This window comes from Phenylobacterium sp. 58.2.17, assembly GCF_026411515.1.
Taxonomy (GTDB): domain Bacteria; phylum Pseudomonadota; class Alphaproteobacteria; order Caulobacterales; family Caulobacteraceae; genus Phenylobacterium.
Map to the genome: position 1 here is coordinate 177,995 of NZ_JAPMTQ010000002.1, position 23,159 is coordinate 201,153.

The 23,159-nt window shown below is 69.0% G+C and carries 20 protein-coding genes; 10 read left to right on the forward strand and 10 right to left on the reverse strand.

Features of this window, described 5'->3' with window-relative positions; translation table 11 throughout:
- Positions 1-26 precede the first annotated feature (26 nt).
- The 6 genes from OUA97_RS02660 to OUA97_RS02685 form a co-directional block, all read right to left on the reverse strand.
- Entirely contained in the window at positions 27-794 is a 768-nt protein-coding gene (locus OUA97_RS02660; protein ID WP_267230224.1) for a hypothetical protein, read from the reverse strand.
- Between the two features lie 90 nt (positions 795-884).
- Positions 885-2,201, reverse strand: a complete 1,317-nt coding sequence (locus OUA97_RS02665) for a dicarboxylate/amino acid:cation symporter (RefSeq protein WP_267230225.1) — start codon at positions 2,199-2,201, stop codon at positions 885-887.
- Positions 2,202-2,291: 90 nt separating this feature from the next.
- Positions 2,292-3,890 carry an N-acyl-D-amino-acid deacylase family protein gene (locus tag OUA97_RS02670; RefSeq protein ID WP_267230226.1) on the reverse strand — a complete coding sequence of 533 codons (1,599 nt, stop codon included), beginning with the start codon at positions 3,888-3,890 and terminating at the stop codon, positions 2,292-2,294.
- Between the two features lie 74 nt (positions 3,891-3,964).
- Positions 3,965-4,984 carry an N-acetyl-D-Glu racemase DgcA gene (gene dgcA / locus OUA97_RS02675; protein ID WP_267230228.1) on the reverse strand — a complete coding sequence of 340 codons (1,020 nt, stop codon included), beginning with the start codon at positions 4,982-4,984 and terminating at the stop codon, positions 3,965-3,967.
- Positions 4,942-5,979, reverse strand: coding sequence for an N-acetyltransferase DgcN (gene dgcN / locus OUA97_RS02680; RefSeq protein WP_267230229.1), 1,038 nt, complete (start codon positions 5,977-5,979; stop codon positions 4,942-4,944). Before dgcN ends, dgcA begins: the two co-directional genes overlap by 43 nt.
- A gap of 100 nt (positions 5,980-6,079) precedes the next feature.
- Positions 6,080-6,994, reverse strand: a complete 915-nt coding sequence (locus OUA97_RS02685; RefSeq protein WP_267230230.1) for a LysR family transcriptional regulator — start codon at positions 6,992-6,994, stop codon at positions 6,080-6,082.
- A gap of 284 nt (positions 6,995-7,278) precedes the next feature.
- Between OUA97_RS02685 and OUA97_RS02690 the strand changes: the two genes are divergently transcribed.
- Positions 7,279-10,050, forward strand: coding sequence for a TonB-dependent receptor plug domain-containing protein (locus tag OUA97_RS02690; protein ID WP_267230231.1), 2,772 nt, complete (start codon positions 7,279-7,281; stop codon positions 10,048-10,050).
- Positions 10,051-10,105: 55 nt separating this feature from the next.
- Here OUA97_RS02690 and OUA97_RS02695 read toward each other — a convergent pair whose 3' ends face one another.
- On the reverse strand, positions 10,106-10,351 hold the full coding sequence (locus OUA97_RS02695; protein WP_267230232.1) for a hypothetical protein: 246 nt from the start codon (positions 10,349-10,351) through the stop codon (positions 10,106-10,108).
- Between the two features lie 131 nt (positions 10,352-10,482).
- Here OUA97_RS02695 and ccoN point away from each other — a divergent pair, with 131 nt between their 5' ends.
- The 9 genes from ccoN to hemN all read left to right on the forward strand — a co-directional run bounded on the left by ccoN (position 10,483) and on the right by hemN (position 19,608).
- Positions 10,483-12,141: a cytochrome-c oxidase, cbb3-type subunit I gene (gene ccoN / locus OUA97_RS02700; RefSeq protein WP_416362406.1), complete on the forward strand. Its 1,659-nt coding sequence runs from the start codon at positions 10,483-10,485 to the stop codon at positions 12,139-12,141.
- Between the two features lie 15 nt (positions 12,142-12,156).
- On the forward strand, positions 12,157-12,891 hold the full coding sequence (gene ccoO / locus OUA97_RS02705) for a cytochrome-c oxidase, cbb3-type subunit II (RefSeq protein ID WP_267230233.1): 735 nt from the start codon (positions 12,157-12,159) through the stop codon (positions 12,889-12,891).
- Positions 12,888-13,067: a cbb3-type cytochrome c oxidase subunit 3 gene (locus OUA97_RS02710; protein WP_267230235.1), complete on the forward strand. Its 180-nt coding sequence runs from the start codon at positions 12,888-12,890 to the stop codon at positions 13,065-13,067. The genes ccoO and OUA97_RS02710 overlap by 4 nt, the downstream gene beginning before the upstream one ends.
- On the forward strand, positions 13,054-13,920 hold the full coding sequence (gene ccoP, locus OUA97_RS02715; RefSeq protein WP_267230236.1) for a cytochrome-c oxidase, cbb3-type subunit III: 867 nt from the start codon (positions 13,054-13,056) through the stop codon (positions 13,918-13,920). Before OUA97_RS02710 ends, ccoP begins: the two co-directional genes overlap by 14 nt.
- A 135-nt stretch (positions 13,921-14,055) precedes the next feature.
- Positions 14,056-15,384, forward strand: a complete 1,329-nt coding sequence (ccoG, locus tag OUA97_RS02720) for a cytochrome c oxidase accessory protein CcoG (RefSeq protein WP_416362407.1) — start codon at positions 14,056-14,058, stop codon at positions 15,382-15,384.
- Complete coding sequence (locus OUA97_RS02725) at positions 15,381-15,857, forward strand: FixH family protein (RefSeq protein ID WP_267230238.1); 477 nt, start codon at positions 15,381-15,383, stop codon at positions 15,855-15,857. Before ccoG ends, OUA97_RS02725 begins: the two co-directional genes overlap by 4 nt.
- Entirely contained in the window at positions 15,848-18,016 is a 2,169-nt protein-coding gene (locus tag OUA97_RS02730; RefSeq protein WP_267230245.1) for a heavy metal translocating P-type ATPase, read from the forward strand. The genes OUA97_RS02725 and OUA97_RS02730 overlap by 10 nt, the downstream gene beginning before the upstream one ends.
- Positions 18,016-18,165, forward strand: a complete 150-nt coding sequence (gene ccoS / locus OUA97_RS02735; protein WP_267230247.1) for a cbb3-type cytochrome oxidase assembly protein CcoS — start codon at positions 18,016-18,018, stop codon at positions 18,163-18,165. The genes OUA97_RS02730 and ccoS overlap by 1 nt, the downstream gene beginning before the upstream one ends.
- Before the next feature lie 63 nt (positions 18,166-18,228).
- Complete coding sequence (hemN, locus tag OUA97_RS02740; protein WP_267230249.1) at positions 18,229-19,608, forward strand: oxygen-independent coproporphyrinogen III oxidase; 1,380 nt, start codon at positions 18,229-18,231, stop codon at positions 19,606-19,608.
- Positions 19,609-19,634: 26 nt separating this feature from the next.
- On the opposite strand, the gene OUA97_RS02745 is transcribed toward hemN, so the two are convergent.
- The 3 genes from OUA97_RS02745 to OUA97_RS02755 all read right to left on the reverse strand — a co-directional run bounded on the left by OUA97_RS02745 (position 19,635) and on the right by OUA97_RS02755 (position 23,149).
- Positions 19,635-20,267: a helix-turn-helix domain-containing protein gene (locus tag OUA97_RS02745; protein WP_267230250.1), complete on the reverse strand. Its 633-nt coding sequence runs from the start codon at positions 20,265-20,267 to the stop codon at positions 19,635-19,637.
- 96 nt (positions 20,268-20,363) lie between these two features.
- Positions 20,364-21,953, reverse strand: a complete 1,590-nt coding sequence (locus OUA97_RS02750; RefSeq protein ID WP_267230252.1) for a fatty acid--CoA ligase — start codon at positions 21,951-21,953, stop codon at positions 20,364-20,366.
- 11 nt (positions 21,954-21,964) lie between these two features.
- Complete coding sequence (locus OUA97_RS02755; protein ID WP_267230254.1) at positions 21,965-23,149, reverse strand: acyl-CoA dehydrogenase family protein; 1,185 nt, start codon at positions 23,147-23,149, stop codon at positions 21,965-21,967.
- Between the last annotated feature and the right edge of the window lie 10 nt (positions 23,150-23,159).

Consider the following 23,159-nt stretch of genomic DNA (forward strand, 5'->3'; position numbering starts at 1 on the left):
GCCGGTTCTGGTGATCGCGGCCGGCCTTAGAAGTTGAAGGTCAGGCCGACGAGGGGGCCGCTGAACGAGGCGTCGTAGATCAGGCGGTCGCCGTCCCACTTGGTCGAGTAGTAGCGGTATCCGGCTTCGGCGGTGATCAGGTCGTTGAAGCGGTAGGTGAGATAGCCCTGCAGCTCGTAGAGGTGGTCGGACGAGACCCCGAAGCCGCCGTACGTCGCCAGGCCCGTGAGGCCGAAGTGCTCGCCGAAGCGGGTCTTGCCGCGCACCCCGATCACCGGGTCCCAAAGGTCCTCCTCGGCGCTGTAAGAGACCGAGCGGGTCAGCGTGCGGGCCGAAACGTCGGTGTCGATGCCGAGATAGTGCGCGCCGCCGAGCAGGTCGACCTGCGAGCTCTCGGTTTCATAGGCCCGCCAGTAGCCGACGATCAGGCCCTTGGTGCCGGCGATCTCCAGCTTGCCCTCGACGTCGGGCAGGCGGCCGAGCGCGATGTCCTTGTCGGCGGTGATCTCGTAATAGGTGAGATCCGCCAGCACCCCGAAGCGGCCATAGCCGACATCCACCGAACCGGTGAAGGCCCCAGACAGGCCGACGTCGTCGAAGTTGGCGCTGACGTCGTCGTCCGGTCTACCCCCGCCGCCGCCGCCGCCTCGCTGAGCGATCGCGGTGACGTCGCCTTGCGGGAAGGCGACCCAGATGTAGGGCGTGACCGCGACCCGCCAATCGTCCTGCGCCTGCGCTGCAAGCGGGCTGCCGCCGGCCAGCAGAAGAGCTGCGCATACCCCGAACCACCGCATCGGCGTCTCCTGATCCTGCGTCAGGAGACTGGGCGTTCCATCGCCGCTTGGCTGTCGGGCGTTTCCCTAGAGCTTACTGGGGAAAATCCCCTACTCCGTCGGCTTGCGCAGGTAGAGCTCGCGATCGAGCTCGCCCTCCCACTTGGCGACCGTGACCGCGGTGGAAAGGTCGCTGGTGGCGCTGGTGATCGTGCGGGTCATGTCCAGGAGCCGGTCGAAGGGGAGGATGAAGCCGACGACCAGGGCGGTCTGTTCGGCGCCGAGGCCGATGACCTGCAGGACCGCGGCCAGCATGAACAGCGAGGCCGAGGGCACCGGGGCGGTGCCGAGCGCCACGACCGTGGTGGCGAGCGCCAGCATCACGTACTGCGAAAAGTGCAGGTCGACGCCGAACGCCTGGGCCGACAGCACGGCTAGCAGCGCCACATAGAGAGCCGTGCCGTCCATGCTGAGCGTCACGCCCAGCGGCATGGCGGTCGAGGTCACCGCGTGGCTGACGCCGAGGTTCTTCTCGGCGACCCGCATGGCGACGGGCAGGGTGGCGGCGCTGGACGAGGTGGAGAAGGCGATGGCGACGACGTCGGTGATGTCGCGGAAGAACGGCAGCACCGGCAGGCGGGCGACCAGGCGCACCAGGCCGCCGTGGATGATCAGGGTCTGGAAGGCGCAGCCCAGCACCAGGGCGGCGGCCAGTTTCAACACGTGGACGAAGGCGCTGGGGCCGGCCGTGCCCATCACCCAGGCGACCAGGGCGAACACGCCGAAGGGGGCGACCTCCATCACGAAGCGCACGATCTGCAGCATGATGTCGGCGCCCATCTGGAACAGACGGCCGACCGGCTCGGCGCGGGGCGCAATGGTCAGGATGGCGAGGCCGACGAGGATCCCGAAGAAGATCACCGACTGCACCGCGCCCTCGGCCAGGGCGGCGATCGGGTTGGTCGGGATGATGCTGATCAGGTGCTCGCCGAGGCTCGGCGGCGCCTTGGCGACCTGGGCGGGCGCAGCGCCGGCGAAATCCATGCCGACGCCGGGCTGGAAGATCACGCCCATGATCATGCCGACGCTGACCGCGATCACCGTCAGGGTCAGGTAGAGGCCCAGGGTTTTGGAGCCGATGGCGCCGAGCCGCTTGGGATCGCCCATGCTGGCGATGCCGGACACGATCGAGAAGAACACCAGCGGCGCGACGACCATGCGGATCAGGCGGATGAAGACGTCGCCCATCCACTTCAGCTGCGCCGCGGCCTCGCCGAGCGCCAGGCCGACGATCGTCCCCAGCACCAGGGCGATCAGGATCCGCTTCCACAGCACGACGCCGAACCAGTAGCGCCGCAGCAGCGCCCCGGGGGTGCGCCGATGGGCGGCCTCGTCAGCCGAAGGGCGGGCGTCTTGCTCGGTGGCCATCAAGTGTTCCCAGGGTGCGAGCGCATCGGCCGCCAGGACCGACGATAGTAGCGGCTGCGCGTCGCGCTAGTGCGCCGCGCAGCCGCAGGATCAGTTGCAGGAACCTGCCGTCGGGGCGTGCAGCACGCCCGCGCCTGGCAGGGCGCCGGTCGGCTGGCCGTCACGGACCACGAACTTCCCGTTCACCAGCACCTGCTCGGCGCCGACGGACAGCAGTTCCGGCTGCACGTAGGTGGCCTTGGGCGCGTAGGTCGCCGGGTCCAGCACCACGACGTCGGCATGGTAGCCGGGCCGCAGGTAACCGCGGCCGGTCAGGCCGAAGGTGTCGGCGGTCAGGCCGGTGCTGCGGTGCACGAAGTCGCTCATGCTGACGGTCTTCTCGGCCTTGACGTACTTGGCGTACTTCTCGGCGAAGCTGGCGTACTTGCGCGGATGGCCCTCGGAGCCGTCGGACGAGGTCATCACCCAGGGCTGGCGCATGAAGGCCTTGATGTCGTCTTCGCTCTGGTTGAACGAGGCCACGCCGGCGTCGCCGCGCTGCAGGATGCGCACCGCCGCCTCGATCGGATCGACGTTCCAGACCGTGGCGATCTGAGCCAGGGTCTTGCCCTTGGCTTCGCCGACCGCGGTGCGGGTGAGCAGCAGGGACTCCGGACCGCCGCGGCGGCGCATGTTCTCGGCCATCTCGGCGCGGATCTTCGGGCCGAGCGTCGGGTCGGCGAGCCGCTTGAGCATCGCCGCCTCGCCGTCGACCTGCGCCCAGCGCGGCAGCAGCGCCGCCGAAAGGCCGGTGCCGGAAGCCGCCCACGGATACTGGTCGGCGGTCACCTTGAGGCCGGAGGCCTGGGCGGCCTCGACCATCCTGATGATCTCGCCGGCCTGGCCCTGGACGTCGACGCCCAGCGCCTTGATGTGACCGATGTGGACCGGGATGCCGGCGCCGCGGCCGATGTCGAACACCTCCTGCACAGCGCCCTTCAGGCCGATCGTGTAGGACGACTCATCGCGGATGTGGCTGTCGTAGGTTCCGCCGCGCTTGGCCGCTTCCTTGGCCAGCGCGATGACCTCTTCGGTTTTGGCGTAGCTTTGCGGGGGATAGAACAGGCCGGTCGAGAGGCCGAGCGCGCCTTCGCACATGGCCTTGGCGACCATGCCCTTCATCTGCTCCAGCTCGGTCGCGTCGGGCGCGCGGTCAGAATCGCCCAGCACCCGCTGGCGCAGCGTGCCGAAGCCGACATAGGTGGCCACATTGGTTCCGACGCCGTTCTGCTCGAGCTTGGCGAAGGCGTCCTTCACCTCCGGCGCGGCGCGGCCGTCGCTGCCGACGAAGACGGTCGTCACGCCCTGCATGGCGGCGGCCAGATTGCGGCGCAGGCCGGCGTCCGCCGACGACAGGTCCTCGAAATAGTGGGTGTGGGGATCGATGAAGCCGGGGGCGACGACCTTGCCCTTGGCGTCGATCGTGGCGGCGGCCTTGATCTTGGCCTTGGCGGCGTCGCCGACGAAGACGATCTTGCCGCCCGCGATGGCGACATCGGCGGTGACGCCGGCGCCCTGGCCGCCGTCATAGACCGTGCCGCCCTTGATGAGCAGGTCGGCCTGTTGGCCCGCCTGGGCGAGGCCAGCCGAGCCGAGGCATAGCGCCAGGGCGCTCGCGCCGGCGACGGCGATATTCTTGGACGTGGTCATCAAGCCTCTCCCCCAATACCCGCGCCCACGGCGCCGTCGGCAAATCTCGTCCCCCGGCCGGACCTCGCCTAGCGTCAGACGCTTGGCGAGGTCATAGCCTGCAGGCATGGCGTCCCCCAGAAGCCCGGCGCCGCCGGCGCCAGCTTGCCGGCCTCCAGGCGCACGCCGCCCGGATGGTCGGCCTTGAGCCACAGGGGGCCGTCCAGATCGACGAACTCGGCATCGTGCGCCAGCAGCAGGGCCGGCGCGATGGACCGCGAGCTCGAAACCATGCAGCCGACCATCACGCCGAATCCACGGGACCGCGCGGCGGCCAGCAGGTCGAGGGCTTCGGTCAGCCCGCCGGTCTTGTCCAGCTTGATGTTCACGACCTGATAGCGGCCGGCCAGTTCGTCCAGATCGGCGGCGACGTGGCACGATTCATCGGCGCAGATCGGGATGGCGGGATCGAAGCCCACAAGTTGATGATCCTCGTCCGACGGCAACGGCTGTTCGACCAGCGCCACCTTCAGCTCCTGCAGCACGGGCTGGATGTCGCGCAGCAGCGCGAAGCTCCAGCCCTCGTTGGGATCGACGATCAGCTGGGCGTCGGGGGCCGCCGCGCGGACGGCGCGCAGGCAGGCCTCCGGCTCGATCGCGTCGACCTTCACCTTGATGACCGGCGCCCCGTTCATCGCCGCGGCGGCCCGGGCCATGGCGTCGGGAGTGTCCAGGCTGACCGTCAGGGCGATGGTCACCGGTTGCGGCTCGGGCTGGTGCAGCAGCTCGGCCACGCTGCGGCCGGACAGCTTGGCTTCCAGGTCCCAGAGCGCGCAGTCGATGGCGTTGCGCGCCGCGCCAGGCGGCAGGGCACGCATCAGCTCGATCCGGGTCATGCCAGCGCCGATCGCGTCGGCCACCGAGTCAATCTGGGCCAGCACGCTGTCCAGGGTTTCGCCGTAGCGGCCGTAGGGGACGGCCTCGCCGTGGCCGACCTGTCCCTCGTGCCCGATCTCGACGGCGACCACGTCGGCCGCCGTCTTCACGCCGCGCGAGATGCGGAACGGCGCGGCTAGCGGCCAGTGTTCGCGGCGAGCTTGGAGGGTTCGAAGCATTCGATCAGCCTGTCGACGATGAGATTGACGCCCATGGAGACCGGATCCTGGGCGGGCAGGCCGAGGAGGTCGCTGGCCTCGGAGCAGGCGCGGTGGGCGGCTTCCGGCGTCATGCCCGCGGTGTTGAGCGCCACGCCGACCGCGATCACGTCGGGGCTGGTGAGGCGGGCGGCGGCGAGGTTGGCCTCCAGGCAGGTCTTGAGGTCTGGCAGGGCGCGGCCGGGAAGGCCCCGCATGCTCTCGCGGCCCGGCTGGTGGCAGATGACCAGGGCGTCGGCCTGGGCGCCGTGCAGCAGACCGAGCGAGACCCCGGCGTAGGAGGGGTGAAACAGCGAGCCCTGACCTTCCAGGAGGTCCCAGCCGCCATCGTGACGCGCGGGGGAGATCTGCTCGGCCGCGCCCGAGATGAAGTCGGCGACCACAGCGTCGATCGGCACGCCGGACTGCGCGATGAAGATGCCGGTCTGACCGGTGGCCCGGAAATCGGCCTTCAGGCCGCGGGCCTGCATCTCCTTCTCGAGCGCGAGGGTCGTGTACATCTTGCCGACCGAGCAGTCGGTGCCGACAGTCAGCAGCCGCAGGCCCGCCCGGGGCCGGCCGTTGCCGACCGGGATGTCGGCCGGCGGCTCGCGCACGTCGAACAGTTCCAGCCCGCCGGCCTGAGCGGCTTCGACGATTTCGGGGTGATTGCGCAGGCGGTCATGCAGACCCGAGGCGACATTCAGGCCGGCGCGCAGGGCGGCGACGACGTCGGCGACGATGCTCGGGCCCATGATCCCACCGGCGTTGGCGACACCGATGATCACCGTGCGGGCGCCCTTGGCCTTGGCTTCCTCGAAGCCCAGATGCGGCAGGCCCAGTGTCTGGTTGCACTTCGGACCGCGGAATTCCCCGACGCAGGCCTGCGGGCGCCAGACGGCGACACCGCGCGAAGTCTTCACGGAGAGCTCGTCCTGAGAGTCGCCGAGATAAAGGAGAAACGGGGAGGGGATCATCAACAGCTCCAGACCAGCCGGGGCGCGCCCGGCGGGCTGGATCATGTCGTCCGGCGGCCCCGGCGATAGGTCAAAGACGGGGCTGCGATATAGCCGTCGGTTATGTGTGCCGTTCGGCGAGGGTTTGTTGGAGGATCCCGATGAAGTCGCGTGCGGGCCGCGAGGGCGGCCGGTCTTCCAGGTAGATACAGTGAACGCCGAAGGTCACCTTGGGGGTCAGCGGCCTGAAGTCGAGTTCCGGGCTGAGACTGGCGCGCGCGGTGAATTCGTCCACCACGGCCACGCCCGCGCCGTGCCGCACGAGGGCGGCGGCCACGTAGTAGGTTTGCACGAAGATGCGCTCGCTGCGGCCGGGGTCGTCCTGCACGACCTCGCTGGCGAACAGGGCGCCTACGGGGCCGCTGCCGGCCAGGCTGATCAGGTCGCGGCCGCGGGCCGCGTCCAGGGCGAGACGCTCTGGCGCGTCCGGGATTTCGTCCTTGCGATAGAGCATGACCAGCTCGCCCGAACCGATCCGGACGTCGGCCAGCCGCGGGTGGCGCGGGGCGTCGTAGGCCACGGCCAGATCGCTGTTGCGCTCGTAGAGGGCCTTCAGGATGTCGTCGTTGTGCAGGGTGTGAATATCGAACGAAACGTTCGGTCTTTGCTGACGAAATCGAGCGACGGCGGCCGGGGCGACGCCCAATCCGAGGGACGGTAGAACCGCCAGCCGGATGTGCCCGTCGCCGCCGGCGCGCAGGTTGCGCGTGGTCTGGCGCAGCGATTCGATGCGGCCATAGATGTCGTCGACCTCCCGGAAGAGGGTGTGCGCCTCGTCCGTAGGCACGAGGCGCCCTTTCACGAGGCGGAACAGTCGAAAGCCGATCCGGCTCTCGGCGTGTTTGAGGACCTTGCTGACCGACGGCTGGGAGACGTTGAGCGCGCGGGAGGCGGCGCTGACGGACCCCGACTGATAGACCGCATGGAAGACTTCGATGTGGCGCAGGTTCATCGACGAACCTGGAACTGAGACCATAACCATTCCCCCTCAACGCCACTGAAATCCTGATGCGCAACGCGGGACGTGCGGGACTGGGGCGAGAAAACGCGTTTGCGGAATAGCCGATCATTCAGCGCCGCCACAGGGGGCATCTGCCGCGTCCGGACGATTTCCTGAACGCCGTCGACCCATGAGCTCAGGTTATGGGCGGAGGAAGCCTTCGACATTGGCGTTGCGGGGTCGCCGACCAAAGGTCCGCGGCGATAAGACGACGGGCGGCGTCAATCGCCGTTCGCATGACGGGTATCGACGAGGGGACCATGCGAAATACAACGACATCGAACGGCCGCGCCACCGCGGCCGGCGGCCGGCTGCGCAAGACGGCTCTGGCGGGGGCCAGCAGCCTGGCCGTGGCCTGCATGATGCCGGCGGGGCCGGCGCTGGCCCAGGATCTGGTCGAGGAACTGGTGGTCACCGCCAGCCGGGTGAATCGCTCCGGATTCGACGCGCCGACCCCGACCACCGTCGTGGGCACCGACAACCTGCAGGCCGTGGCCGCGACCAATGTCGCCGACATGCTGAACACCCTGCCGACCTTCGGCGGCGGCACGACGCCGTCGACTACCTCGCACAGCTCGCAGAACGCCGGCGCGAACTTCCTGAACCTGCGCGACCTAGGCAACAACCGGACCCTGGTGCTGGTGGACGGTCGTCGTCACGTGCCGACGACCGCCAGCGGGCTGGTCGACATCAACGTCATTCCGGCCTCCTTGCTGGGACGCGTCGAAGTGGTGACTGGGGGCGCCTCGGCGGCCTGGGGTTCGGACGCCGTGGCCGGCGTGGTCAATCTGATCTTCCGTGAGGACCTTGAAGGCCTTGAAGGCCAGGTCCAGGGCAGCACCAGCCAGTACAAGGACAATGAGGAGTTCAACCTCGCCCTGGCCGGGGGGCTGCGTTTCGCCGGCGGCCGCGGTCACTTCATGGCCGCGTCCGAGTTCGTCGACATGAAGGGCGTCGGCGCCGACCGCGACTGGTTCCGCGAGCACCAGCAGGTGATCGCCAACCCAGCCTATCGCGCCGGCAACGGCCAGCCGCAGAACCTGCTGGTTCCCAACGTCACCGCATCGGTGGCGACGCTGGGCGGCCTGATCACCGACGGGCCTCTCAAGGGCCTGCAGTTCCTGCCGGGCGGCGCCACCGCGCCGTTCCGCTACGGCAACAATCTCGGCACCCAGTACCACACCGACGGCGACGGACTTTATCCGGGCGACATCATCAGCCTGATGACCCCGCTGACCCGAGCCAACCTGTTCACCCGCACGACCTATGACCTGACTGACAATGTCGAGGCGTTCATGGAGGCCTCGGTCGCCTATGCCGAGACGACCTTCAACCTGTCGACGTCCTACGACCTGGGCACCCTGACCATCCGTCGCGACAACGCCTTCCTGCCGGCGCACGTCGGAGCCTTGATGGATGCGAACGGGGTCTCGACCTTCCGCATGGGCCGCTTCAACCGCGACATCGCCTTCAACGTGGTCGACAACAAGAACGCCACGTCGCGGATCGTCGTCGGCCTGAAGGGCGACTTCGGCGACGGCTGGAACTGGGACGCCTACTATCAGTACGGCCAGAACCGCTACGCGGCCCGGATCTTCAACAACCGCATCGCCGCCAACTTCACCAACGCCCTGGACGCGGTGATCAATCCGGCGACCAACCAGATCGTCTGCCGCTCGACCCTGAGCGCGCCCGGCAACGGCTGCGTGCCGATCAACCTGTTCGGCGAGGGCTCGCCCTCGGCCGCGGCGATCGACTACGTGACCGGCAGCCAGCACCTGGTCGCCAATATCGAGCAGCAAGCCGCCGCCGCCAGCCTGTCGGGCGAGCCGTTCTCCACCTGGGCCGGGCCGGTCTCGATCGCCACGGGCCTGGAGTACCGCAAGGACTCGGTCGAGCAGCGCGTCGACGCGATGGCCCAGGCGAGCCAGTTCTCCATCGGCAATCCCAAGGCGATGAAGGGTTCGTACGACGTCCAGGAAGCCTTCGTCGAAACGGTCATCCCGCTGGCCAAGGACATGGCCTTCGCCCAGTCGCTCGACTTCAACGGCGCGGTGCGGGCGACCAACTACTCGACCAGCGGCACCGTCTGGACCTGGAAGGCCGGCTTCACCTACGAGCCGTTCGATGGGCTGAAGTTCCGGGCCACCCGCTCGCGCGACATCCGGGCCCCGAACCTGTCGGAGCTGTATTCGTCCTACGTGCTGACCTTCTCGTCGATCACCGACCCGGTGACCGGCCGGCAGTCGACGGTGCGTTCGCCCCAGCAGGGCAACCTCGCGCTGCAGCCGGAGGAGGCCGACACCTTCACCGCCGGGGTGGTCTACGAGCCCGCCTTCGCCCCGCGCCTGCGCCTGTCGGTCGACTACTACGACATCGACCTGCAGGGAGCGATCTCGACCCTGACCGGGCAGAGCATCGTCAACCGTTGCGCGGCCGGCGCGGCGGACCTGTGCCGCTACATCACCCGCAACCCCGACGGGTCGCTCAACGAGGTGATGCGGACCTTCATCAACCTGTCGAGCATCCAGGTGCGCGGCGTGGATACCGAAGTCAGCTATTCGACTCCGCTGTCGGACATCTTCGAGGCGGTCGGCGGCGACCTGACGCTGCGGTTCCTCGGCAGCTACCTGGACCGCTACGTCACCAATGACGGCATGACCTCGCTCGATACGGCCGGCGAAGTCGGCAACAATCGTCCGCACTGGCGCTGGACCGCCAGCGCGTCCTACGAGAACGGCCCCTTCAAGGGCTATGTCCAGGGCCGCTATGTGGGCGAGGGGCTCTATGACGTCGAGCAGACCTATGACGACGCCCACGTCGACAGCCAGTTCGTGACTACGGTCTCGGGCGCCTGGAAGATCAAGGACGACGGGGCCCGTTCGCTCGAGGCGTTCGGGGTGATCAGCAACCTGTTCGACGTCGATCCGCCGGTGTCGCCGAACACCTTCATCTTCGGCAGCCCGAACTCGGGGGCGGCGCACGACATCGTCGGCCGCCGGTTCACGGTCGGCCTGCGCTTCACCTACTAGAAGGCTGAAAGGCGCCGGTCAGGCCCCCAGGGGCCGGCCGGCGCCGCGCCGCGCATCAGGTCGAAGACACCGGCGCCGGCTTCATGCGTCGGCGACCCGCGACGAGGGTCGCCGTCCCGGAGACGAACAGGGCGCCCGCGCCGATCAGCCAGGGGCAGTGCGGCTGGCCGGCGGCCCCGCAGATGACACCGAGTTGGGCCACGCCGCGGGCGGCCAGCCAGGCCAGCTCCGCGCTGATCGCCGCTCCAACGAGCATGGCCGCGCCGGCGGCGGTGATCAGGTCCGACTTCAGCGACGTCATGGCGTTCTCCTTGATTGGCGTGCCGCCATAGGAACTAGCCGGTCGGGCGACGCCTTGACCGAAATCAATGCCCCTAGGTCAGGGGGCGGCCATTCCCACAGGTGCTGTCACCATGACTCGCTTGGGGGACCATGACTACCTTGCCGGCTCCAGAGAGCAGGGCTCCGCGCGATGCGGTCCTTCTGTTCATCACCACGGGGATCTGCGCCTTCGGGGCGCTCCTCGCCACCGCCTTCACCGAAGACCCGCTGTTCCGACTCCAGGGCTGGATCTTCCTCGGCGCCTTCCTGGTCGCGCTGTCGATCATGACGGTCGCCATCAACTCCGGCCGGCTGCGCTCGCCGCAGGATCGCTACGCCGATGGCGTGGTGAGAGCGGGGGTCATCGCCACCATGTTCTGGGCGATCGTCGGCATGAGCGCCGGCGTGTTCATCGCCGCCCAGCTGTCGTGGCCGAACCTGCTGTATTTCCCTGAGCACGGCTGGCTGAACTTTGGCCGACTGCGCCCGGTGCACACCTCGGGCGTGATCTTCGCGTTCGGCGGCAACGCCCTGATCGCCACCTCCTTCTACGTGGTGCAGCGGACCTGCCGCGCCCGGCTGGCCGGCGGCGTCTGGCCCTGGTTCGTGTTCTGGGGCTACCAGCTGTTCATCGTGCTGGCCGCGGTCGGCTACGTGGCGGGGATCACCCAGTCCAAGGAATACGCCGAGCCCGAGTGGCTGGTTGACCTGTGGCTGACCATCGTCTGGGTGGCCTACCTGCTGGTGTTCCTGGGCACGCTCTGGAAGCGCAAGGAGCCGCATATCTATGTGGCCAACTGGTTCTATCTGGCGTTCATCGTCACCATCGCCATGCTGCACATCGTCAACAACCTGGCCGTTCCGGTCGGGGGGTTGAACAGCCGCAGCTACTCGATGTTCGCCGGGGTGCAGGACGCCCTGCTGCAGTGGTGGTACGGCCACAACGCGGTCGGCTTCTTCCTGACCGCGGGCTTCCTGGCGATGATGTACTACTTCGTGCCCAAGCGCGCGGAGCGGCCGGTCTATTCGTACCGGCTCAGCATCGTCCACTTCTGGTCGCTGATCTTCATCTACATCTGGGCCGGCCCGCACCACCTGCACTACACCGCGCTGCCGCAGTGGGCCCAGACGCTGGGCATGACCTTCTCGATCATGCTGTGGATGCCGTCCTGGGGCGGGATGATCAACGGCCTGATGACCCTCTCCGGGGCCTGGGACAAGCTGCGCACCGACCCGGTCATCCGGATGATGGCCGTCGCGATCGCCTTCTACGGCATGGCCACCTTCGAGGGGCCGCTGATGTCTATCCGCGAGGTCAACGCGCTCAGCCACTATACCGACTGGACCATCGGCCACGTGCACTCCGGCGCGCTCGGCTGGGTCGGCTTCATCACCTTCGGCGCCGTCTACTGCCTGGTGCCGTGGCTGTGGAAGAAGGACGGCCTCTATTCGCTGAAGCTCGCCGAGTGGCACTTCTGGATCGCGACCCTGGGCATCCTTCTCTACATCTGCGCGATGTGGGTTTCCGGGATCATGGAAGGCCTCATGTGGCGCGAGTACACGCCGCAGGGCTTCCTCGCGAACTCCTTCGTCGAGACCGTCGCCGCCAAGCACATCGAGAACGTCATCCGCACCCTGGGCGGGGCCATGTTCCTCGCTGGCGCGGTGATCATGTCCTACAACCTGTGGCGTACGATCCGCATGCCCAGCTCTGCGCCCAGCGCCCAGAGCCTGAGCGGTCCCGCCCCCGCGCTCGTCGCGGCGCAGTAAGGCGAGACAAGCAACATGTGGAAACATCACGGCAAACTTGAGCGGAACTCCCTGCCGCTGGTCATCGCGATCCTGATCGTGGTGTCCATCGGGGGCATCGTCGAGATCGCGCCGCTGTTCTGGCTGGAGAGCACCGTCGAGGAGGTGGAGGGCGTGCGTCCCTACACCCCGCTCGAGCTCGCCGGCCGGGACATCTACATCCGCGAGGGCTGCTACACCTGTCACTCGCAGATGGTCCGCCCGCTGCGCGACGAGGTCGAACGCTACGGCCACTACAGCCTGGCGGCCGAGAGCATGTACGACCACCCGTTCCAGTGGGGCTCCAAGCGCACCGGGCCCGACCTGGCGCGGGTCGGCGGCAAGTACTCGGACGGCTGGCACAAGGACCACCTGGTCGACCCGCGCTCGGTCGTGCCGGAATCGGTGATGCCGCCCTACGCCTTCCTCTCGGAGAAGGCGCTCGACTACCGCGACATCCAGGACAAGATCCGCGCCATGACCAAGGTCGGCGTGCCCTACACCCAGGACATGATCGACAACGCCAAGGACGACCTGGAGACCCAGGCCGATCCCTTCGCGGCGGCCAGCAAGTTCCAGGCCCGCTACGGCGGCAAGGTCATCCAGCGCGACTTCGACGGCGAGCCGGACCGGCTGTCCGAAATGGACGCCCTGATCGCCTACCTGCAGATGCTCGGCACGCTCGTCGACTTCAGCACCTACGAGGCCAAGGCTCCGGAGAACCGTCGATGAGCGATCTCACCTACGAGACCGTGGCGCGGTTCGCCCAGCAAGGCGGCCTGATCTATTTCGGGCTGATCTTCGCCTGCGGCGTCGTCTACGCGCTCTGGCCGCGCAACCGCGAGGCGTTCAAGCGCCTCGCCAGCCTTCCCCTGCAAGATGATGAGGCCCCCGATGTCCAAGCGTGAACCCGACGAGGTCACGGGCGTCGAAACCACGGGACACGAGTGGGACGGAATCCGTGAACTGGACAACCCGCTGCCGCGCTGGTGGCTGTACCTGTTCTGGGCCGGTGTCGTGGTGGCGGCCGTCTATTGGGTGCTGATGCCGGCCTGGCCCGGCGTGCGCAGCTACACCCAGGGCGTGCTCGGCCAGTCCGACCGCGCCGACGTCGTCGTGGCCCTGAACGACCTGAAGACCGTGCGCGGCGCCCAGGCCGCGCGGCTGAAGACCGCCAGCCTCGAGGAGATCGAGCGCGACCCGGAGCTGCAGGCCTACGCCCAGGCGGTCGGCCAGTCGGTGTTCGGCGACAACTGCGCCACCTGCCACGGCACCGGCGGGGTCGGGGCCAAGGGTTACGCCAACCTGCGCGACGACGTGTGGCTGTGGGGCGGTTCGCTGGAGGACATCCACCATACCATCGAGGTGGGCATCCGCGCCGACCATCCGCAGACGCGCTTCTCGCAGATGCCGGCCTTCGGGCGCGACCAGATGCTGGGCGCGGCCGAGATCTCGGACCTGACCGAATATGTCGTGGCGCTCTCGGGCCGGCCGGCCAACGCCGCCGCCGTGCGCCGCGCCGCACCTGTCTACCAGACCCAGTGCGTCGCCTGTCACGGTCCGACCGGGACCGGCGACCAGAAGCAGGGCGCACCGAACCTGACCGACCAGGAATGGCTGTACGGCTCTACGCGGGCCGACATCCACGCCCAGATCTGGAACGGCCGCAGCGGCGTCATGCCCAGCTGGAAGGCCCGGTTCGACCCGGAAACCCTGAAGGCGCTCGCCGTCTACATCCACGCCAACGCCGGAGGCCAGTAGGGCCATGACCGTCGTCATAGACAGGACCCGAGCTTCCGCCCCCAAGCATGAAGCGGGTCCGGTCTCTACAAGCCGCGCGCCCCGATCTATCCGAAGCTGGTCCACGGCCGCTGGCGCGCGATCAAGTGGGCGGTGATGATCGTCACGCTGGCGATCTACTACATCACCCCCTGGATCCGCTGGGACCGGCCGGGCGTGCTGCCGGACCAGGCGGTGCTGGTCGATTTCGCCGGCCGCCGGTTCTACTTCTTCGACATCCAGCTGTGGCCGCAGGAGGTGCACTTCATCACCGGCCTGCTGGTGCTGTCGGCGCTGGCGCTGTTCCTGGTGACGGCGCTGTTCGGCCGGCTCTGGTGCGGCTACGCCTGCCCGCAGACGGTCTGGACGGACCTGTTCATCTATGTCGAGCGCCTGTTCGAGGGCGACCGCAACGCGCGCATGCGCCTGGACGCCGCGCCGTGGTCGCTGGACAAGGCCTGGCGCAAGATCGGCAAGCACGCCACCTGGCTGGGCATCGCCTTCGCCACCGGCGGGGCCTGGATCTTCTACTTCCACGACGCGCCGAGCCTGCTGCGCGACTTCTGGGCGGGGCAGGGGCCGATCACCGGCTACGTGTTCTGCGTCCTGCTGACCTTCACGACCTATGTGTTCGCCGGGACCATGCGCGAGCAGGTCTGCATCTACATGTGCCCCTGGCCGCGGATCCAGGGCGCGATGCTCGACGCCAACTCGCTGCAGGTGACCTATCGCTACGACCGCGGCGAGCCGCGCGGCGCCCACAAGAAGAACGCCGGCTGGGAAGGCCGCGGCGACTGTGTCGACTGCAATCAGTGCGTCACCGCCTGTCCGATGGGCATCGACATCCGCGACGGCGCACAGCTTGAATGCATCAACTGCGGCCTGTGCATCGACGCCTGCGACGAGATCATGCTCAAGGTCGACCGGCCCAAGGGCCTGATCGCTTACGACACCGACGCGGCCGTTGAGGCGCGGGCGGCCGGCAAGCCGGCGGTCTATCGGCTGGTGCGGTCGCGCACGGTCTTCTACGCGGTCGCGCTGGCGGTCGTCGGCGGGCTGATGGCCTGGGGACTGATGACCCGGCCGACCATGGACCTCCACGTCCTGCACGACCGCAACCCGGTGTTCGTGCGGCTGCACGACGGAGCGGTTCGCAACGGGTACACGATCAAGATCGCCAACCGGACGTTCCAGGCCCAGACCTATACGGTCGCTTTCGACGGTCCGAAGGGCGCGATCCTGAAGACGCCCGGCGACCGCGAGAGCCGCGACGTGCTGAAGGTCGAGGTCCCGGCCAATGAGGTCCGCGCGGTGCGAGTGTTCGTCACGCTGCCGCCAGCCGCGATCACGACCGCCAACATGTCGGCCGCCTTCGTCGTCGCTACGCCGTCGACGCAGGACCGGGCCGAGACGACCTTCCTTTCAGGAGCTGCGAACGCGCCATGACCGCCCGCGCCGTGAAGAAGCCGTTCCGGATCACCGGCTGGCACGTCCTCGTCTCCGTGGTCGCCTTCTTCGGAGTGGTGATCGCCGTCGACTCCCTGTTCCTGGTGCTGGCCTATCGCTCGCACCCGGGGCAGGTGTCGGTGACCCCCTACGAGGACGGCCTGGCCTACAACCGCGCCGTCGCCCAGCGCCGCGCCCAGGCGGCCCTGGGCTGGACCGCGACGGCTGCGTCCGACGCCGGCGGCGTGGTGGTGGAGATCGCCGACGCGAAGGGGCAGCCGGTCTCCGGCCTGCAGCTGACCGGCCTGTTGCGCCGTCCGGCGACCGAGGTCGGGGAGCATCCGCTGAAGTTCGAGGAAGCGGCGCCCGGCCGCTATCGCGCCCCCGCCAAGCCCGCCGCGGGAGCCTGGGACGTCCACGTCCAGAGCCACGGGCAGGTCTTTCAAGCCGAGCGGCGACTGACATGGCCCTGACCGCTGATCGCCAGGATTTCACCGCCTTCCTCCGCCCGGTCGAGGGCGGCGGCCGCTCCTTGGAGTTGCTGGTCAAGGGCGCGCGATGCGCGGCGTGCATGGCCAAGATCGAGGGCGAGGTCCGGGCGTTGCCGGCCGTGGAGACGGCGCGGCTGAACCTGACGACCGGCAAGTTGACGGTCGGCTTTGAGCCGGGCGCCGGCGATCCCAGCCTGGTGCTTGAGCGGCTCGACGACCTCGGCTATCCGGCCACGCTCTATGATCCCGGCAAGGCCGCCGCCGCACGCGACGCCGAAGGCCGCCGGCTGACCCTGGCGCTCGGCGTCGCCGCCTTCGGGGCCGGCAACGCCATGATGTTCTCGGTGCCGATCTGGGCGGGCCTGTTCGGCCAAGAGCTCGGGCCGGCCACCCGGACCCTGATGATGTGGATGAGCGGGGTGATCGGCGCGCCGTGCGCGGTCTATGCCGGCATGCCGTTCTTCGAGTCGGCCTGGCGCTCGTTGCGTTCTGGCCGCGCCAACATGGACGTGCCGATCTCCATCGGCGTGATCCTGACCCTGGTGATCTCGTTCATCGAGACGGTGTTGCGTGGACGCGACGCCTATTTCGACGCCGCCGTCACCCTCTTGTTCCTGTTGCTGATCGGCCGATGGCTTGATCACCGGCTGCGCGCCAACGCCCGCAGCGCGGCCGCCGACCTGCTGGCCATGCAGGCGCCGTCGGCCGCCCTGCTCGGGGAGGACGGCGCCGAACGTCGCATCCCGCTCAGCGAAGTCGCCCCTGGCGACGTGCTGGTCGTGCGCCCGGGCGAGCGGATCCCCGTCGACGCGGTGATCGCCGCGGGCGTCTCCGAACTCGACAAGTCGATGCTGACCGGCGAGACGCTGCCGGTGCGAGTGGTTCCGGGCGAGGCCTGCCAAGCCGGGGCCCTCAACCTAGGCGGCGTGCTGCGCCTGCGCGCCGTGGCCCGCTCGGAAGATTCCGCGGTCGCGGCCATCGCCCGCCTCGTCGAGGCCGGGGCCCAGTCCCGGTCGAAGTACGTCCAGCTCGCCGACAAGGCCGCCGCGCTCTACGTGCCGATCATCCACACGGCGGCGGCGCTGACCTTCGTCGGCGTCTGGGCGCTGGGCATGGGGCCGCGTGAAGCGCTGCTGCGGGCGGTCGCGGTGCTGATTATCACCTGTCCCTGCGCCTTGGGCCTGGCGGTCCCGGCGGTGCAGGTCACCGCCTCGGCGCGCCTGTTCCGGCGCGGGGTGCTGGTCAAGTCGGGCGCTGCGCTGGAGCGGCTGGCCGAAGTCGATCATGTGGTGCTCGACAAGACCGGGGTGCTGACCGAAGGCCGGCCCCAGCTGATCGACCCGGTTCCGGCCGCCATCGCCATGGCCGCGCCGCTGGCCAAGGCCTCGGCCCATCCGCTGTCGCGGGCGCTGGCCGCCCATGCCGGGCCGACCTTGCTGGCCGACAATGTCGTCGAGACGCCAGGGCAGGGGGTCGAGGGCTATATCGGCGGTCGCCGCGCCCGGCTGGGTCGCGCTGCGTTCGTCGGCGTCGCCGGGGCCCCGGCCAGCGAGACCGAGCTGTGGTTCGGGATCGAAGGCGAAACCAAGATCCGCTTCGTGTTCGCCGACCAGCTGCGCGCCGATGCGGCCGCCACAGTGGCGGCCCTGAAGGCCCGTGGGCTGAGCGTCGAGATCCTCTCGGGCGATACCTTCGCCGCCGTGGCGCGGGCGGCCGAGCAGGCCGGGGTCGAGGCCTGGCGCGCGGCGCTGACGCCCGCCGACAAGGCGGCCCTGGTCGCCGAACGCACGGCCGAAGGGCGCAAGGTGCTAATGGTCGGCGACGGGCTGAACGACGCTGCGGCGTTGGCCGGGGCGCACGCGGCGATGGCCCCGGGAACGGCGCTCGACGCCAGCCAGAACGCCGCCGATCTGGTGTTTTCGGGCGAGCGGCTGGAGGCGGTGATCGAGGCGATCGATGTCGCCCGTTCGGCGCGCCGCCGGGCGCTGGAGAACTTCTCGTTCGCCGCGCTCTACAACATGGTGGCCGCGCCGGCGGCGATGGTCGGACTGGTCAACCCGTTCGTAGCCGCCCTGGCGATGTCGGGCTCGTCGCTGGTCGTGACCCTGAACGCCCTGCGCACCGGGGCGGGGAGACGCTGATGGATATCCTGATGTTCCTGGCCCCGGCCTCGGTGGCGCTGGCTCTGGTCGGCCTGGGGGCCTTCTGGTGGACGCTGCGCAGCGGCCAGTACGAGGACCCGGTCGGCGACGCCTCGCGGATCCTGGTGGAGCACGATCGCCCCGATTGACGGATATCACGGCGCCCTGAGGCCGATCGGGTGAGAAGTCCTGAGACACCACAGGAGCCGCCCGTGACCTTCACCGCGCTGAAAGATCCCCAGGCGCTGGCCGACCTGGTCGCCCGCTTCGATGGTCGCGCGCCGCGTTACACCAGCTATCCGACCGCCGTGCAGTTCACCCCCGACGTCGGGGAGGCGGTCTACCGACGCTGGCTGGCCGAGCTGTCCGCGAGCGACCCGGTGTCGCTCTATATGCACATCCCCTTCTGCGCGCGGCTGTGCTGGTACTGCGGCTGCAATACGCGGGCCGTGAACCGGCACGAGCCGATCGCCGCCTATGTCGGCAAGCTGCTGGATGAAATCCGTCTGCTGGGCCAGGCGCTGCCGGACAAGCTGCCGGCCAACGCGCTGCACTTCGGCGGCGGCACCCCGAACATGTTGGCGGTCGAGGAGCTGGACGTGCTGTTCGCCGCGCTCGGCGAGGTCTTCGACCTCTCGCCCGACATCGAGGTGGCGACCGAGATCGACCCGCCGGCGCTGACCCGCGAGTGGGTGATGGCCTGCGCCGGCCACGGCCTGCGCCGCGCCAGCCTGGGGGTGCAGAACCTCGACCCGCAGGTGCAGGCGGCCGTGGACCGCAAGGGCACGATCGAGGAGGCCGCCCGCTGCGTCGGATGGCTGCGCGAGGCGGGCGTCACGTCGATCAACTTCGACCTGATGTACGGCCTGCCGTACCAGACCACCGCCAACACCCTGGCCACCATCGACGCGGTGCTGGGTCTACGGCCTGAGCGGCTGGCCCTGTTCGGCTACGCCCACGTGCCGTGGATGAAGTCTCACCAGCAGCTGATCGCCGAGGAGGCGCTGCCCGGACCGGCCGAACGCCTCGACCAGAGCGAGACCGCCGCAGAACGCCTGATCGCCGAAGGTTATGTCCGGATCGGCCTCGACCACTTCGCCTTGCCGACCGACGAACTTGCCGTCGCGCTCGTTGAAGGACGGCTGCGGCGCAATTTCCAGGGCTATACGACCGATGCGGCCAAGACGCTGATCGGGATGGGCGCCTCGGCCATCGGCGCCTTCCCGCAAGGCTTCGTCCAGAACGTGACGAGAGAACTCGACTGGCGCGCGGCGCTCGATCGTGGCGAGCTGCCCGTCGCGCGCGGCGTGGCGATCACCGACGAGGACCGATTCCGTGGCGAGATCATCGAGCGGCTGATGTGCGACTTCGCGGTCGACCTGCATGCGGTGTGCGCCCGTCATGGACGCTCGCTGGCCGACCTGGCGCTGATCCTGGCGCGGCTGGAGCCGTTCCGGCGCGAAGGCCTGCTGAACGCCGAAGCCGGCCGCGTCGAGGTGATCGGACACGGCCGGCTGGTGATCCGCTCGATCTGCGCGGCGGTGGACGCCTACTTCGACGCCCAGCAAGGCCGGCACGCCAAGGCGCTGTGAGGGGGGATCCTAGAGAAACGGGGAGATCAGGCGGCGGCGAGGTCTTCCAGGGCCTCGCGGTTGCGGACCCGGAAGCGGCGGCAGCTTTCGAACTCGACGACGCCGGACGACTGCAGCTGGGTGATCATCCGCGAGACCGTCTCGATGGTGAGGCCGAGGTAGTCGGCCATGTCCTGGCGGCCCATGGCCAGTTCGACGGCGCTTTCGCCGCGACGTTGGGCCAGGCCCAGCAGGAAGCTGGCGACCCGTTCGCTGGCGCTCTTGCGGACCAGCAGGGTCAGGTGCTCGCGAGCGCTTTCGAGGTCGCGCACGGTGGCGTCCCACATCAGGTCCTTGAGTTCGCTCTCGCCGCCCGCGGCCAGCATGGCCTGGCGGCTGGCCGCCAGGATCACGCAGTCGCTGAGCGCCTCGGCCGCCATGCTGTGGCTGCCGGTCGTCTCCAGGCCGAACACGTCGCCCGGATAGTAGAAGTCGCCGATCGGCCGGCGGCCGTCGGCCATGAAGCGTGAGGTGCGGACCGTGCCGCTGATCATGCGGTAGACGAGATCGGCGCGCTCGCCCTGGCCGTAGATCTCTTCGTCCTTGGCGAAGGTCATCGGCACGCCGATCCGGCTGATCAGGTCGTGGTCGTCACGGAGGATCGTTTCGCTGCAAATCATACCCAACTCCCGATGACCTTTGACTAGGACGGGGCGGGCAGGCGGAAAATTTCGGATCGTCCCTTACGGGGGCGCCCTTACGTAGTCCTACGGAGGTCAGTTCACGCGGCGGGTACGTCCGGCCCAGTACGGCTCGCGCAGCTCGCGGCGCAGGATCTTGCCGGAAGCGTTGCGGGGCAGGGCCTCGATGAAATCGACGCTCTTGGGGGCCTTGAAGCCGGCGATGCGGGTGCGGGCGAAGGCGATGATGTCCTCCGGATCGGGGTTGGTCCCCGGCTTGGGTGCGACGATGGCCTTCACCGACTCGCCCCACTTGTCGTCGGGCACGCCGATCACCGCCACCTCGGCCACGTCGGGGTGGCCATAGACGGCGCTCTCGACCTCGGCCGGATAGATGTTCTCGGCTCCCGAGATGATCATGTCCTTCACGCGGTCGTGGATGAAGAGATAGCCGTCCTCGTCCAGGTAGCCGGCGTCGCCGGTGCGCAGCCAGCCGTCGGCGGCGACGGTCGCGGCCGTCGCCTCGGGCAGGCGCCAGTAGCCGGCCATGTTCGAGACCGAGCGGACGGCGACCTCGCCGACGGTGTTCGGCCCCAGGCTTTCGCCGGCCTCGTTCACGATCTTGATCTCGACGCCCGGCATCGGCAGGCCGGCCGCCCGCATGCGGGCGTTGCCGGCCGGGTCGTGATCCTCCGGCGGCAGGTAGACGATGGTGCCGCAGGTCTCGGTCATGCCGTACTGCTGGACGAAGCCGCAGCCGAACACTTCCATGCACTCGCGCAGCAGGTCCAGCGGGATCGGGCTGGCGCCATAGAGGATGTACTTCAGGCGCGAATAGTCGACCTCGCGCGCCCGCGGCTGACGCACCACGATCTGCAGCGCCGCCGGGACCATGAACATCTTCGAGACGCGGTCGTGCTCGATGTAGTCCAGCACCTTGAACGGATCGAACTCGCGCGCGACCACGCCCTTGGCGCCGTTGACAAGGCCGACGATGCCCCAGCCGGTGCCGCCGATGTGACCGACCGGCATGGCGACCAGGCTGATGTCGTCCGGGGCCCATTGATTCCAGGCCATGGGGTTTTCCTGAGCCCGGCGGCGGCCGCCCAGGATGTTGAGGTGGCTGAGCATCGCGCCCTTCGGCCGCCCGGTCGTACCGGAGGTGTAGAGCTGGACAGCGACGTCGCGCTCGTCGATCGGTAGGGCGGGATCGACCGGGCTTTGCGCGTCGCGCCAGGCCTCGTAGGTCGGCCAGTCCCCGGCGCCGGGCTCCATCGCCACGACCTTCAGGCCCGGCAGGTCGGCGGCGACCTGGCGGGCGGTGTCGATCACCTCCGGGCCGACGAACAACATCCGGGCCTGGGCGTCGCCGGCGATGTAGGCGACCTCCGGCGGGGCCAGGCGCCAGCCGATCGGGGCCATGATCACCCCGATCTTGGCGGCCCCGAACAGCAGCTCGAAATAGTGGTCGCTGTTCTTGCCGAGATAGGCGATGCGGTCGCCCTTCGTCAGCCCCTCGGCCAGCAGCGCCTGGGCCGCCCGATTGCTGGCCGCGTCGAACTGGGCGTAGGTGGTCTCGCGGCCCTCGAAGGTCAGGGCCACGGCGTTCGGCCGCTCGCGCGCATGGAAGCGCGGCGCCTCGGCCAGGGTCGGAATGGCGTTGAAGTCGACGGAGGTGTCGGCCACGGGCGGTCTCCCTAGAGCCCGAGCACCAGCCGGGCGATGATGTCCCGCTGGATCTCGTTGGAGCCGCCATAGATCGAGGCGGCGCGATCGTTGAGGTATCGGGGCATGGCGGTCAGCACCGCGTCGGGCCCGATCGGCGGAATGTTGGGGCCGGGCTCGCGGGCGGCCGGCTGATCCGGGGCAGCGTAGAGCCCGGCGACCTCCAGCAGCAGCTCGTCGATGCGCTGCATGGCCTCGCCGCCCTGGGTCTTGAGCATCGAGGAGGCGGGGCCCGGGTTCTTGCCGGACGACAGCGCCGCCAGGATGCGCTGCTCGGAGACCTCGATGGCCTGGACGGCGACCTCGGTTTCCATCAGCCGGCGCCGGAAGCTGGCCTGGTCCAGCAGGCCGGCGTCGCGGGCGGTCCTGCGCAGCCGCTCGATCATCACCTTCAGACCCGGCGCCGAGCCGCCGCCGCGCTCGAACTCGAGCAGATACTTGGCGACCGTCCAGCCCTGGTTCTCCTCGCCGAGGCGGCCGGAGACTGGGACCCTGACGTTCTCGAAGAACACCTCGTTGACCTCGTGCTCGCCGGCCAGGGTTATGATCGGGCGCACCCGGATCCCCGGCGTCTGCATGTCGAGCAGCAGGAAGGTGATCCCGGCCTGCGGCTTGCCCTCGGCCAACGTCCGGACCAGGCAGAACATGCGGTTGGCCCAGTGCGCGTGGGTGGTCCACAGCTTGGAGCCGTTCAGCACGTAGTCGTTGCCGTCGCGCGTCGCGCGCAGCTGCAGGGCGGCCAGGTCCGAGCCGGCCCCGGGTTCGGAATAGCCCTGGCACCAGTAGTCCTCGCCCGACAGGATGCGCGGCAGGTAGTGGGCCTTCTGGGCCTCGGTCCCGTAACCCATGATCACCGGCCCGACCATTCGCAGGCCCATCGGGGCCAGGCTGGGCGCGCCGGCCCGCGCGCATTCGGCCGAGAAGATGTGCCGCTGCATCTCGCTCCAGCCGGGGCCGCCGTAGGCCTTGGGCCAGCTCGGCGCGGCCCAGCCCTTGGCGTGCAGGATCTTCTGCCAGGGCAGGCTGTAGCGTTTGTCCATGAAGACGCTGGTGGCCCGGCGTCCGGCCTCCCGCAGTTCGGGCGTGAGCGCCGCCTCCAGGAAGGCGCGCACCTCGTCGCGGAAGGCCAGTTCTTCGGCGGTCAGATCCAGGTTCACTTGGCGCGCG